Here is a 12,817-nt window from a genome sequence, read left to right on the forward strand (position 1 = left end):
GGTGCTCGCAAAGACACAAAAATATCCGGTTAGGTATAAACGAAAAAACACCACTCGTTCTTAAACGAGTGGTGTTACCTAATTGGTGCGTTTTTTTGTTTTAAATATAAAATATTTTTATAAGTTATTGTTTTTTATTGCCATATATAAATGGCATAAAGCTTGGATTGTATTAACTAAGAAAAACAATAACGTGTCCTAAGGGGACTAAAATGAAAATGATTAGTGCAATCATAAAGCCATTTAAATTAGATGAAGTGCGTACAGCACTCGCTGATTTAGGCATAGAAGGGATGACAGTTGTTGATGTAAAAGGCTTTGGTCGACAGCGTGGTCATACCGAATTGTATCGTGGGGCTGAATACCAAGTTGATTTTATTCCTAAAATTAAACTCGAAATTGCCACTCGTACTGAAAACTGCCAACGCGTAGTTGACTCAATTACGCAAGTTGCAGGCACCGGAAAAATAGGTGACGGTAAGATTTTTGTGTACGACCTAGATCAAATTGTTCGTATTCGTACGAGCGAACTTGATGAAGATGCACTTTAAGGGGGATTTATGGAAAGTACACTGATAGAACTAAAGTTTTCGCTCGACACCTTTTATTTTTTAATTTGTGGCATATTAGTAATGTGGATGGCCGCAGGGTTTGCCATGCTAGAAGCGGGTTTAGTACGCTCAAAAAACACCACAGAAATATTAACTAAAAATATCGCCTTGTATTCAATTGCATGCACCATGTTTTTACTCGTTGGTTACAATATTATGTATGTAGGGAATACCGAGGGAGGCATCATTCCTTCATTTGGTGGCTTAATTGGTACACAAGCCGCTGATGCTGATCACTCTCTAGAATCTGATTTTTTCTTTCAAGTTGTTTTTGTTGCCACGGCTATGTCTATTGTCTCGGGTGCGGTGGCTGAGCGCATGAAGTTGTGGGCATTTTTGGTGTTTACCTTGGTGTTAACTGGGCTTATATATCCTATTGAGGGTTACTGGACTTGGGGTTCTGGATTTTTATCGGCAATGGGTTTTGTTGACTTCGCGGGCTCAGCAATAGTGCATGCAACCGGCGCATCAGCGGCATTAGCTGGCGTATTATTACTGGGTGCACGTAAAGGAAAATATGGTAAAAATGGCGAAATATACCCAATTCCGGGGTCAAACTTGCCTTTGGCAACGTTAGGTACGTTTATTTTATGGATGGGCTGGTTTGGTTTTAACGGCGGCTCGCAGCTACTTATATCAGATGCAGAAAACGCGACTGCTGTAGGAAAGATTTTATTAAACACCAATGCTGCTGCTGCAATGGGGGCTGTTTCAGCACTATTTGTTTGTAAAGCATTATGGGGTAAAGCCGATTTAACTATGGTATTAAATGGCGCGTTAGCTGGGCTGGTTGTGATTACCGCCGATCCGCTTTCACCTTCACCATTGATGGCGTGTTTATTAGGGTTATTAGGCGGCTCATTAGTGGTATTTAGTATTGTTATACTTGATAAGGCAAAAATAGACGACCCAGTTGGCGCTATTTCTGTGCATGGCGTATGTGGAGTACTTGGTATTATGCTAGTACCTGTGACAAACGCCGAGGCAAACTTGGTAACTCAGTTAATAGGCTTGTTGTGTATTATTGGTTTTGTGTTTATTTCTTCGCTGCTGGTGTGGGCAATCTTAAAGCATACTATGGGCATTAGGGTTACCGAAGAAGAAGAGCTAAACGGTATGGATCAACACGATTGTGGCATTGACGCCTACCCAGAATTTGTATCGGTTCGTAGTAATTAAATTTAAGTTATTGTGTGTTGTCCAAAGCGCTACTTAGGTAGCGCTTTTTTATTTCAGGGGAGGTTAACTTTAGTGCTGCTAAGATGGGTTGTTAATTTACCTTATAATGGTGAACTAGTAGGTGACTATGCTAAGCTCACGTCCGTAAAATAAACCTTGGAATAAATTACATTTAAATGGCTGATAACAAAAAAACACCGACAGGTAAAACCCCCACAAAGCGCAGCGCTAAACCCTCTAAAAGTACACCGCGTAACGGCGCTAAAAAAAGTACAAAAAACAAATCATCAGTTGCTCAGCGATCTTTACTCAATAAACTATGGTCTATTTTTTGGAAACTTAGTTTAGCGATATTTATTGCTATGGCGCTTTATTTTATTTACCTCGATGCAAAAATAACTCGTCAATTTGAAGGTAATAAATGGCAGCTTCCTGCGCAAGTTTATGCACGCTCGATGGCGTTTTACCCCGGGCAGTTCTTATCAAGCCAAGAGGTTATTTGGGAGTTAGAGCGGCTAAACTACTCAGCCGTTAATAGGTTAAGTCGTACAGGGCAATATGTTAAAACTGCCAACAGCATTAAAATATATCGTCGCGATTTTGAATTTTATGACGCGCTAGAACAGGCGCATATAATTGAACTGCGTTTTGCAGGGCAAAAAGTGGCTAGTATTAAAGACAAGTTTGGTCGGCGTTTAAACAACGCTAGGCTGGAGCCGGTGCAAATAGCGCGTATAGGTAACGACTCTAAACAAGACCGTGAATTTGTACCGCTGGATAAATTTCCGGCAATGCTAAAAGACACGCTTTTAGTGGTTGAAGATCGTAATTTTTATCAGCACCACGGCGTATCGGTATTTTCTATTTTACGTGCGTTGTATAGTAATATTCGTGCTGGGCGAACAGTTCAGGGCGGCAGTACGCTAACGCAACAACTGGCTAAAAATATTTACTTAACCCGAGAGCGCTCACTTACACGAAAAATAAACGAAGCGTTTATTGCGCTTATTTTAGATTACCGTTATTCAAAAGATCAAATACTTGAAGCGTATTTAAATGAAGTATATTTAGGGCAGTCTTATAACCAAGGTGTACATGGTATGGGCTTGGCTGCTGAATTTTACTTTTCTAAACCAGTAGATGAGCTAGAGTACGATCAAATAGCGCTGCTGGTGGCTATGGTAAAAGGGCCGTCTTATTACAATCCACGTCGTTACGAAGAGCGCACAATGGAACGTCGTGACTTAGTGCTGCGCTTAATGGTTGAAGACAAACTTTTGAGTACTAATGAATACCGCGCTGCATTAAAACGTCCTTTGAATATAGCGCCAATGAAAGCCAGTTTACAAAAATCGTACCCAGGTTATTTAGAACTAGTAAATCGTGAACTCAAGCAGTTATTGCCCGATCAAAATGTGTTAGATGCCGGTGTTCGTGTGTTTACCTATTTTGACTTACAAAAACAAACGGCAATGGAAGAGTCGATTCAGGCAAGTTTGCCTTATTTAGAAAAACGCCCTAATACTCGCGCGCTTGAAGCGGCGATGATCTCAGTTAACGTAGAAAAAGGTGGCGTATCGGCATTAGTTTCTGGGCGCGATGTGCGTTATTCAGGCTTTAACCGAGTACTTGATACCAAACGTAATATTGGCTCATTAGTTAAGCCTGCGGTGTATTTAAGCGCGCTGCAGTTACCACATTATAACCTAGCCACTTTACTTGACGACTCACCGGTGCAAGTTACCAATGAGCAAGGTAAAGTATGGCAACCTGAAAACTACGATCGTCAATTTCGCGGAGCGATCCCGTTATACAAAGCTTTTAGTCGCAGTATAAATATACCTGCGGTAAATCTTGGCCTTGATGTAGGGGTAGATAAAGTTGCAAATACACTAAGAGGGTTAGGCGCGCAGGGAAGAATTAACGAATACCCATCGTTGTTATTGGGGGCACTTGAAATGTCTAGTTTTGAGGTAGCACAATTGTACACAACCATTGCTGCCGATGGCGAATATAGAAAGTTAACCGCTATTTCTGCGTTAACCGACTCAATAGGCAAAGTATTGTATAAGCATGAGGTGAAATCTGAGCCGCGTTTTGCTAAAGATGCCATGTACATGACAAAATACGCAATGAAACGAGTGACTAAAGATGGCACCGCAAAACGGTTAAACTTACACTTTCCGTCGATTCAACTTGCGGGTAAAACGGGCACTAGTAACGATTTACGCGATAGCTGGTTTGCGGGGTTTGATCAAAACACAGTGACCGTTGCTTGGCTAGGCCGAGATGATAACAAAAGTACCGGCTTAACCGGTAGTGTAGGGGCTTTAGAGACCTATATTCGTTATTTAAAACCGCTAAATCCCGAAGCGATAGCCGATACTCGTCCACCTTCAATTCGCTGGGCGTTTATTAACGAGCTAACGGGTAAACAAGCGCCACCAGGGTGCGGCAAAGTTATTCAGCTACCACTAAGAGCCAGTGAATTTGAACCAAGGCCGCAGTGTATTCGTTAAGCTGTTTTGAATAACTACAAGACATAAAAAAAGCCCGTTAGGGCTTTTTTTATTGGCTGAATAAAACTGATGTTTTACAGCTTAGCAAACGCGCGCTCTGCGGCTGCAATGGTATCTTTTATTTCTTGCTCGTTGTGCGCTGCACATACAAAGCCTGCTTCAAAAGCAGAGGGGGCTAAGTAAACACCTTCTTCAAGCATCAGGTGGAAAAAACGTTTAAAACGCTCTAAATCACACTCAGTAGCTTGTTTGTAAGTTGTTACTTTTTCAGCATCAGTAAAGAAAAAACCATACATGCCACCGGCGTAATTAGTGGTTAATGCAATGCCTGCTTTTTTAGCACCGGCTTCAAAGCCTTCACAAATTGCTTTACTGGTTGCTTCTAGTTTTGCATGTAAGCCTGGCTCGCTTAATAACTCTAGCGATTTTAAACCTGCAGCCATGGCAATTGGGTTACCCGACAATGTACCCGCCTGATAAACAGGGCCAACCGGTGCAATATAATCCATAATTTCGGTTTTGCCGCCAAAAGCGCCCACTGGCATGCCGCCGCCAATTACTTTACCTAAACAGGTTAAGTCTGGTTTTATATTGTAGTAGGCTTGTGCGCCGCCAAGTGCAACTCGAAACCCGGTCATTACTTCGTCAAAAATAAGTACCGATTTGTATTCGTCACAAACGTCGCGCAAACCTTCTAAAAATCCCGGAACCGGTGGAATACAGTTCATGTTACCAGCAACAGGCTCAACAATAATGCATGCAATTTCGTCGGCATATTTAGCAAAAATAGCTTTCACTTCATCTAAATTATTAAACGATACAGTAAGCGTATGTTTTGCAAAATCTTCAGGAATGCCCGGTGAATTAGGCACGCCCATAGTCAATGCGCCAGAGCCTGCTTTAACTAATAATGAGTCGGCATGGCCGTGGTAACAGCCTTCAAACTTAAGTATTTTATCGCGGCCAGTAAAACCACGCGCTAAGCGAATAGCGCTCATGGTGGCTTCTGTGCCTGAGCTAACCATACGTACTTTTTCGATTGATGGTACTAGCTCTTTTACTTTTTCAGCCATTAAAATTTCGGCTTCGGTAGGCGCGCCATAACTTAGGCCGTTTTCTACCGCGTCGTGTACTGCTTGTTTAATTGCAGGGTGGTTATGGCCCATGATCATAGGGCCCCAAGAGCCAACATAATCGATATAGCGATTACCATCGGCGTCAAATGTAAACGCACCCTCAGCTTTAGTGATAAATAGCGGTGTGCCGCCTACACCATTAAAAGCACGTACTGGTGAATTTACGCCACCAGGAATAGAAGCTTGAGCGCGTGCAAATAAGTCTTGGCTAATTGTCATGAAAAATCCTATTGTTTTGTCACAAAAAAAGTGGGTTTAGCTATCGCGTTTGCGGCTAAACCAAGGTACGTCTACTTCATACTGCTCGACTTTGTTTTCTACGCCGAGGGTTAAAGCAAACAGTGCCATACGAATTAATACGCCATTTTGTACTTGGCGAAATATAGCTAAATTGTCATTTGCGTTTAAGTCGTTATCTAGCTCGTTGGCTTCTAGGCGACTATCGCGTGGTAGCGGGTGCATTAACACTGAATTAGGTTTGCAATGTGCAGTGTAAATTGATTGACTAATTCTAAACCCACCACGGTATTTGTTGGCTTCTTCTTGCGAAGGAAAGCGCTCTTCTTGAATACGCGTTTGATAAACTATGTCGGCAGCTAAGTTACCTTCCATTTTGTTTACCAATTCAATTTTATGACCTGCATTATCTACTGCATCTAATATATAGCTAGGCATTTGTAGACCATCGGGTGCAACCATCGAGAATTTCACGTTTTTATAGTGGCATAATAGTTTTGATAAAGAGTGCACAGTGCGACCATATTTTAAATCGCCTACTAGTGCAATGTGCATACCATCTATGTTTTGCTCAAAACGGTTAAGCTCACGCTCAATGGTTAATAAATCGAGCAGTGCTTGAGTGGGGTGCTCGTTAGGGCCATCGCCACCATTAATCACAGGGATTGAGCAGCCTGTTGCAAATTCACTTACCGAACCTGCATCGGGGTGGCGCATAGCGACAGCATCGGCATACGCCGAAATAACACGGGCGGTGTCGTAAAGCGACTCGCCTTTAGCGAGCGCTGAGCTTTGCATGCCGGTTGTTTCGCGAACGAGTCCGCCGAGTAAGTTAAAAGCGGTGCCAAAGCTTACGCGTGTGCGTGTGCTAGGTTCAAAAAATAAGTTGGCTAAAATGGCACCTTCTAGCACGTTAGTACGCTTTTGTTTTTTAGCGTAGGGTTCCATTTTTTTAGCTACTGCAAATATACGTTCAATACAGTCTCTGTCGAGTTGATTAACTGAGAGTATATTTTCACCTTGGAAACTTAACATGGGGTTATTCCTACTTATTCAAAAAGGCGCGATAATCCTTAAAGGAGCACGCAATCGCGCATATTATAGCAAAGTTACTTAGCTAGTTGGCAGAGTAAATTACCTAGAAACATTTTATTATAAACTGGGTTTTATTACCGCCAGTGCCACTATTATTAATAGTGCTATAACGGGTAACTCATTAAAAATACGATAAAAACGGTCACTTTTAGTGTTACGGTCATGTTTAAAATCAGCTAAAAGCTTAAAACAGTAACCATGGTATAGGTATAAAATAATTACTAGCACTAGTTTATAATGCAACCACATGCTGTACTTAAACCAATCGCGGCCATATTCAACTATAGTGAGTACACCAAATACCGCGGTTAACACGGCAAACGGAGTGACAAAAAAAAGCAGCCTACGTTCCATTACTTTAAGCATAGAGTTGCATGCCCTTTCTTCGCTCATAGCGTGGTACACAAATAACCGTGGTAAGTAAAAAATACCGGCAAACCAGGCAATCATAAAAAATATATGCAAGGTTTTGTAAATTAATAATGCGCTCATATTACCCTCATTTTAATTAAAGTAAGCTGTTACGAATGGTTAAAATATGATGGATTTGATCCCAACGTAATAATCCCATAATTTGTTGATTATCTAATAAGTTATATACATACAATGCGCCACTGCGCTTATCATTTAATAGCTCAAAGGCATCAGCTAAAGTGGCTTGGCTGCTAATACCGGCCAAACTAATATAGCTAAGGTTAGTTGCTTGATCCGACATTAAGCTCAAGTCATATTCAGCCAATCGGTAACCATTTTCTTCATCGAATACAATTAATGGGGTTTGGCTGTCCATCGCATCAAGGGTGTTTTTTATTTGCTGTTTATCGTCGGAGTAAAGCAACTTAAAGTCTTCATCCATTTCATCCATTACCCCTACTTTTTGTAGTGCCTCAGTAGCGGGAGATACCTGGTAAGGTAACTCTTGAAAATCCAGCTGTTGTAAAAATATCGAGCGATTACCAAACACTTGCAGCGCGGTAACATAAGCGGTGGTAATAACTATCATTGCAGGCACTATTATTTCTGGAGACGAAGTGAGCTCCATCACTGTGGTTAAAGCCGCAAGCGGTGCATGCAGCGTTGCTGCTAATAATCCTGCCATGCCAAGTACACCATAAGTGCCTGCTATATCTGTACCTGGGCTAATAAACTGGGCAAAAAAGGCCATTAAAGTACCAATTAAAACCCCCAGCCCTATAACCGGTCCAATTAAACCACCGGGAATACCCAAACCTATCGCAAATAATGTGGCGAGTAACTTAGCAATTAAAATAGTAGTTAATAATTGCATGTCTTCAGGGGATTCAACCGCAATAGTAATTGCACTCATACCCGACCCCATAGCTTGGGGGACGGTATACGCAATTAAGCTGGCAATACAGCCAGCAATAAGTAAGCGAGGAAACATGCTAAGTGGTTTAAACGTTTTAATAATTAACATTAAGTTTTGATTAAAACTATAGGCTATTGCGCCCAGCGCCATGCCACACAGTATTAAGTACGGGTAATGCCAGCCACTTAACGGAGCAATGCTTATAAGTGCTAACTCTGAGCCTTCGCCAAATACAAATTGGGTTGCTAAAGCGCCAGTAACAGCTGCAAGCATAATTGGCACAAATATATGTACTTTATATTCTCGAAGTACTACTTCCATTACAAAAATAACTGCTGCTAACGGCGTGTTAAACGAGGCGGCAATACCAGCTGCAATGCCACAGCCACTAAGGGTACGCATGGCGTTATGAGGTAAGTGCAATTTAGTTGCTAAGATACTTGCCCCCGTAGCACCTAAATGCACCGAAGGCCCTTCGCGCCCCACCGAAAAGCCGCTGATCAGAGCCAGTGCACCACCAACAAATTGGTTTAGGGTGTTATATATTGGCATTTGCCCGTAATGACGTTTAATACGGTGAATTACAAACGGAATACCCAAGCGATAATGTTTAAAGCCAGTAAAGGCCGCAAAAAGCGCAATTAAGAGTGCCGCAATAAGGGGCATTAATACGCGTTCTAAAGTGGGGAGGGTGGTAAAGTCGTCGGGAGTTTCTAAAAATATACTTTGAAAAAAAAGAATCGTTAAGCGAAATAAAATAATAAAAAATGCAGCTATTAATCCGGCACTTACGCCTAATAAGCATAATTGTACGGATGTTTTAGGTTTGGCTAATCGACGCCTGAGTTGCTCAAGCCACATGCTTTATTTCCCCGCAGCATTTTTCAGCGGCCATTTTAGCAAAAGCCAAACGCTAAGTCGTTGTGATTTTGTAAAATAATTACATTTATAGAAAAGTTAACGTTAAAATACGCAAATAAGCGACGCTGGACTCAATATTTAGGTTTAGTTTGCTACTAACAGCAGCTAGTGCCTGCAACCTTTATTTTACTATACTTGATTAAAACACTCGGGTATTAGATAATCACGGCATTACGATATTGAGGGTTTTAAAATGTCTGAAGAATTACCAATTAAGTTCACTGACGCGGCAGCCGATCGTGTTAAACAGTTAATCGATGAAGAAGAAAATCCAGAACTTAAATTACGCGTATATGTAACGGGTGGTGGTTGTTCTGGTTTTCAGTACGGTTTTACCTTTGATGAAAAGGCCAATCCAGGTGATTTAGAAATCGTCAAAAATGGCGTGATGCTGGTGGTTGATCCGATGAGTTTACAATATTTAGTAGACGGCGAAGTTGATTACACTGAAGGATTAGAAGGCGCACGCTTTTTTGTAACTAATCCTCATGCAACTACAACCTGTGGTTGTGGTTCAAGCTTTACTATTTAACAAGGGTCTGTTGATCTTTCAAGGTTAAATTTGCAGCAGTCTGTTTGGTGTTTAGGCAAGGCAGAGCCTATGTGGTGTGGTTATTCCCCATAAATAGGCGATAACGTAGCATCAATGCCAAACAGGCGCTGCCCGAAGGGTTCTGCCTAGGGGCAATTAACTCTTTGTTGCTCGGTTTTCACTTAGCCCACTAGGTTACAAACCTAGCGCCGCGATTAAATTGCCCCTAGTTGGAACAAATATTAACCCGCAAAGGTCAACAAACCCTGGGTAAACAATAAAATATTAAAGCCGCTTTTGCGGCTTTTTTAATGCCTAAAATTCGCTAGGAGTGAATTCGGTTATTTGCATCATTAATATAAAAAAGCCAAGTACAAAAGCAGAAAACGCGAGTATATATACAAAGCCTCTTTTGCCTTTTTTAATAGGCACACCATGGTGGCGAAGAAAAAAACACCAGCCTAAGCACAGTATAATAGGAAGTAAAAAAAGTAGCCTGAACATTATTTAGCCTTTTAGGGTGCTCGTTATTGATTAAGCATAAACATGTAACACTAAAATGGAACAAAATTGTTACAAATATTTATTAATGGTTTAAGCTATCTATTCAGGCTTGGTAAATATATATTCATTATTTAACCTGTGCCGAATGTAATTAGCCATTTTACCAATGAGTTAATAGTATACAATATATAAGAATGAGACGGGCAAAATTTCATTCACCACCACAATAAGTAAGTATTATTTATAGCGTTTTTTAGCTCACAATGAGTAATTAGTAAAGCTGAGTTGCAATCAATGCCCAATTAGGCTGTTGTGCAGTGTAATCACTGAGCGTTATTAATAAATTGCATCAATTAGTATTTACACCGCATTAAGTAGGAGATGTACATGATGGGTAAAACAGTTTCATCAGAAGAAAATGCAAAACTGACCAAATGGCTTAAAAGTAAACGTCATGACAAAGGGCATACAATGCGTAGTTTAGCGCAGTTATTAGGCACACCACATTCGTTTATTGGCAAAATTGAAAACCAAGAGCGCCGCTTAGATGTAATTGAATTTGTGCGCTACTGTAATGCACTCGAAGTTGATCCGCATGAGGCATTAAACTTACTTAAAGTTGATTAATAGCCGCAAGTTACTTGGCATATTTTAATGCACCTTTAAATATGCCAAGTAAATAATTTATTTTAAGTATTGAGTTTAAGTATTTTGGTGATAATTACGCTCTAGCTGATACAGTTTATGACGAATTAAGTATAAAAATATCAACGATGGCAACACCATTAATGCAGTAAGAATAAAAAATAGCGACCAGTTACCCGCCAGCCAATCATCTATTACTACCCCACTGTAACTCGACAGTAAAGTACGCCCTAAGTTACCCAGCGACGCAAGTAACGCATAATGTGTTGCACTAAATGCTCTATCGCATAGCATAGATATAAATGCCACCATAGCTACTAGCGACCATGCCTGAGTAAAACCATCAACCACAATAGCCATGGCGTATAAATGCTCTTGTGGGCCGGCAAGTGCAATCCAAGAAAACATTAAATTAGATGCCGCCATTGCCACACCACTAATAAATAAGCCTTTAACAATGCCGTATTTATGATTAAAAATACTGCCTAAAAAGGCAAATACGATGGTAATTAATCCGGTGCCTAGCTTAGAGTAATTGGCTATTTGGGTATTACTAAAGCCAACCTCTTTATAAAATACAATCGACATGCGAGCTAAAAACGCTTCGCCAATTTTAAATAAGAAAATAAATGCAAGCAGTGCCAACGCGGTTTTAACGCCATTTTTAGCAAAAAAGGTTTTAAACGGATCAACCACAGTAACTGCAAGCCAAGCGAGTGTTTTAGTTAATGGTGTTTGCTTGCTGGCGGCAAGTTTTTCAAGGTATATCCGCTCAAGCTCAGCGTGCACTGCTTCGCGGTTTGATTCGGGTTCTTTTGCCCAAAATACACAGCTCATTAGTAGCAGCATTATGGCGGATAAAAAGTAATATACTTGCGGCCAATCTATCGAAGGTATATCGGCCATATAAAACGGAATGGCCCCAAGTAGCGCATAACCCGACCACCAACCCGAGGTTGCCATGGCGGCGGCGGCGGTCGCTTTATAAGATTCATTTTCGCCCAGGGCGTCTATTCTAAAAGCGTCAATAGCAATATCTTGAGTGGCAGAGGCTATGGCTATTAATAAACAAAGTGCGGCGACGAGCGCTAAATTGGCTTTTAAATCAAGCCCAGCTAATAGCAGTGTGCCAAGTAAAATAAAGCTTTGGCAAAACAGTATCCAGCTTCGGCGTTGGCCTAACCATTTGTATAAAAAGGGTAGTTTGGTACGATCTATTAACGGCGACCATAAAAAGTTAATGCTGTAAGCGCCAAACACAATGCCAAATAAGCCAATCATACTGCGGCTTAAGCCTTCGTCTTTTAGCCATGCCGACATTACAGAGCCAATCAGCACCCATGGAAAACCACTACTCATACCAAATATAAAAATATTGATAAGGCGTTTGTCTTTAAAATAAGAAAAATATTCGCGAATAGAGAGTGTTTTGCTCATAGGGCCTTCATTGGCTTTAACACAGAGCAGCTAGGCTGCTCTTTTAATAGTTACAGGGGAACTTGTTCAAGTAATTTAATATTTAAAATAACTACAGGCTCTTTGGGTACAAAGTCGTAGCCAATTTTTTCGTTAAATCCGGTTTTTACCGCCATAATTTTATCTAGCGTGTCGTAGCCGTCCATTACATTGCCAAATACCGCAAACCCCCATTCTCTGCCAGGGTTTAAATGGTCGTTATCGTCCATATTAAAAAAGAATTGGCGCGTTCCTGAATGAGGTTGACGGTCTTGATACGCCATAGCTATGCTATACATATCGTTTTTTAAGCCATTACCGCTTTCGTTAAAAATAGGATCGTTTTCGTGTAGTCCATCGTAGTCTTTATCGTAGCCGCCACCTTGAATAACAAAGTCGCGGTCGTTTTCTACATCACGCTCAATACGATGAAACACACTGCCTTGATAGCTTTTATCCATTACGTAGGTTAAAAAGTTATTTGCAGTAATGGGGGCTTTAGAGCGGTCAAGCTCAATCACTATGCTACCCAGTGAAGTGACTATTTCAACACGCGGAAAAATATTATCTTTTTGTACAAAACGGCCTTCTTGAGCAGCAAGCGTAGTGGTACTAAAGAATAGGCTTAAGCAGATTAAAAAAAGTCGTTTCAT

12 protein-coding genes are annotated in these 12,817 nt (G+C 40.9%); 5 read left to right on the plus strand and 7 right to left on the minus strand.

Annotated elements, in window-relative coordinates:
- Positions 1-212: 212 nt before the first annotated feature.
- The 3 genes from HC000_RS12985 to mrcB all read left to right on the plus strand — a co-directional run bounded on the left by HC000_RS12985 (position 213) and on the right by mrcB (position 4,309).
- Complete coding sequence (locus tag HC000_RS12985; RefSeq protein WP_179807871.1) at positions 213-551, plus strand: P-II family nitrogen regulator; 339 nt, start codon at positions 213-215, stop codon at positions 549-551.
- A gap of 9 nt (positions 552-560) precedes the next feature.
- On the plus strand, positions 561-1,790 hold the full coding sequence (locus tag HC000_RS12990) for an ammonium transporter (RefSeq protein ID WP_011328914.1): 1,230 nt from the start codon (positions 561-563) through the stop codon (positions 1,788-1,790).
- A gap of 176 nt (positions 1,791-1,966) precedes the next feature.
- Positions 1,967-4,309: a penicillin-binding protein 1B gene (gene mrcB / locus HC000_RS12995; protein ID WP_179807872.1), complete on the plus strand. Its 2,343-nt coding sequence runs from the start codon at positions 1,967-1,969 to the stop codon at positions 4,307-4,309.
- Between the two features lie 74 nt (positions 4,310-4,383).
- On the opposite strand, the gene hemL is transcribed toward mrcB, so the two are convergent.
- The 4 genes from hemL to HC000_RS13015 all read right to left on the minus strand — a co-directional run bounded on the left by hemL (position 4,384) and on the right by HC000_RS13015 (position 8,968).
- Positions 4,384-5,664 (minus strand): glutamate-1-semialdehyde 2,1-aminomutase, encoded by a 1,281-nt coding sequence (hemL, locus tag HC000_RS13000; RefSeq protein ID WP_011328912.1) that lies wholly within the window; start codon positions 5,662-5,664, stop codon positions 4,384-4,386.
- Positions 5,665-5,700: 36 nt separating this feature from the next.
- Complete coding sequence (locus HC000_RS13005; RefSeq protein WP_011328911.1) at positions 5,701-6,717, minus strand: aspartate carbamoyltransferase; 1,017 nt, start codon at positions 6,715-6,717, stop codon at positions 5,701-5,703.
- A gap of 117 nt (positions 6,718-6,834) precedes the next feature.
- A complete protein-coding gene (locus tag HC000_RS13010; RefSeq protein WP_011328910.1) occupies positions 6,835-7,269 on the minus strand; it encodes a CopD family protein in 435 nt (144 codons plus the stop codon).
- A gap of 16 nt (positions 7,270-7,285) precedes the next feature.
- Complete coding sequence (locus HC000_RS13015) at positions 7,286-8,968, minus strand: chloride channel protein (protein ID WP_089368639.1); 1,683 nt, start codon at positions 8,966-8,968, stop codon at positions 7,286-7,288.
- 253 nt (positions 8,969-9,221) lie between these two features.
- Here HC000_RS13015 and erpA point away from each other — a divergent pair, with 253 nt between their 5' ends.
- A complete protein-coding gene (gene erpA, locus HC000_RS13020; protein WP_011328908.1) occupies positions 9,222-9,560 on the plus strand; it encodes an iron-sulfur cluster insertion protein ErpA in 339 nt (112 codons plus the stop codon).
- Positions 9,561-9,875: 315 nt separating this feature from the next.
- Here erpA and HC000_RS18590 read toward each other — a convergent pair whose 3' ends face one another.
- Positions 9,876-10,064, minus strand: a complete 189-nt coding sequence (locus tag HC000_RS18590) for a hypothetical protein (RefSeq protein ID WP_257025523.1) — start codon at positions 10,062-10,064, stop codon at positions 9,876-9,878.
- 387 nt (positions 10,065-10,451) lie between these two features.
- Between HC000_RS18590 and HC000_RS13025 the strand changes: the two genes are divergently transcribed.
- Positions 10,452-10,691, plus strand: a complete 240-nt coding sequence (locus HC000_RS13025) for a helix-turn-helix transcriptional regulator (protein WP_011328906.1) — start codon at positions 10,452-10,454, stop codon at positions 10,689-10,691.
- Positions 10,692-10,766: 75 nt separating this feature from the next.
- Here HC000_RS13025 and HC000_RS13030 read toward each other — a convergent pair whose 3' ends face one another.
- The gene (locus HC000_RS13030; protein ID WP_179807873.1) at positions 10,767-12,146 is read right to left on the minus strand and encodes an MFS transporter; all 1,380 of its coding nucleotides are present in this window, start codon (positions 12,144-12,146) and stop codon (positions 10,767-10,769) included.
- A 50-nt stretch (positions 12,147-12,196) separates the two neighbouring features.
- Complete coding sequence (locus tag HC000_RS13035; RefSeq protein ID WP_011328904.1) at positions 12,197-12,817, minus strand: peptidylprolyl isomerase; 621 nt, start codon at positions 12,815-12,817, stop codon at positions 12,197-12,199.

It is taken from the genome of Pseudoalteromonas sp. MIP2626, assembly GCF_013414205.1.
GTDB lineage: Bacteria > Pseudomonadota > Gammaproteobacteria > Enterobacterales > Alteromonadaceae > Pseudoalteromonas > Pseudoalteromonas nigrifaciens.

Coding starts and splice junctions, on each gene's coding strand:
- HC000_RS12985 (WP_179807871.1), top strand. CDS start 213: ATGAAAATGATTAGTGCAATCATAAAGCCATTTAAATTAGATGAAGTG.
- HC000_RS12990 (WP_011328914.1), top strand. CDS start 561: ATGGAAAGTACACTGATAGAACTAAAGTTTTCGCTCGACACCTTTTAT.
- mrcB (WP_179807872.1), top strand. CDS start 1,967: ATGGCTGATAACAAAAAAACACCGACAGGTAAAACCCCCACAAAGCGC.
- hemL (WP_011328912.1), bottom strand. CDS start 5,664: ATGACAATTAGCCAAGACTTATTTGCACGCGCTCAAGCTTCTATTCCT.
- HC000_RS13005 (WP_011328911.1), bottom strand. CDS start 6,717: ATGTTAAGTTTCCAAGGTGAAAATATACTCTCAGTTAATCAACTCGAC.
- HC000_RS13010 (WP_011328910.1), bottom strand. CDS start 7,269: ATGAGCGCATTATTAATTTACAAAACCTTGCATATATTTTTTATGATT.
- HC000_RS13015 (WP_089368639.1), bottom strand. CDS start 8,968: ATGTGGCTTGAGCAACTCAGGCGTCGATTAGCCAAACCTAAAACATCC.
- erpA (WP_011328908.1), top strand. CDS start 9,222: ATGTCTGAAGAATTACCAATTAAGTTCACTGACGCGGCAGCCGATCGT.
- HC000_RS18590 (WP_257025523.1), bottom strand. CDS start 10,064: ATGTTCAGGCTACTTTTTTTACTTCCTATTATACTGTGCTTAGGCTGG.
- HC000_RS13025 (WP_011328906.1), top strand. CDS start 10,452: ATGATGGGTAAAACAGTTTCATCAGAAGAAAATGCAAAACTGACCAAA.
- HC000_RS13030 (WP_179807873.1), bottom strand. CDS start 12,146: ATGAGCAAAACACTCTCTATTCGCGAATATTTTTCTTATTTTAAAGAC.
- HC000_RS13035 (WP_011328904.1), bottom strand. CDS start 12,817: ATGAAACGACTTTTTTTAATCTGCTTAAGCCTATTCTTTAGTACCACT.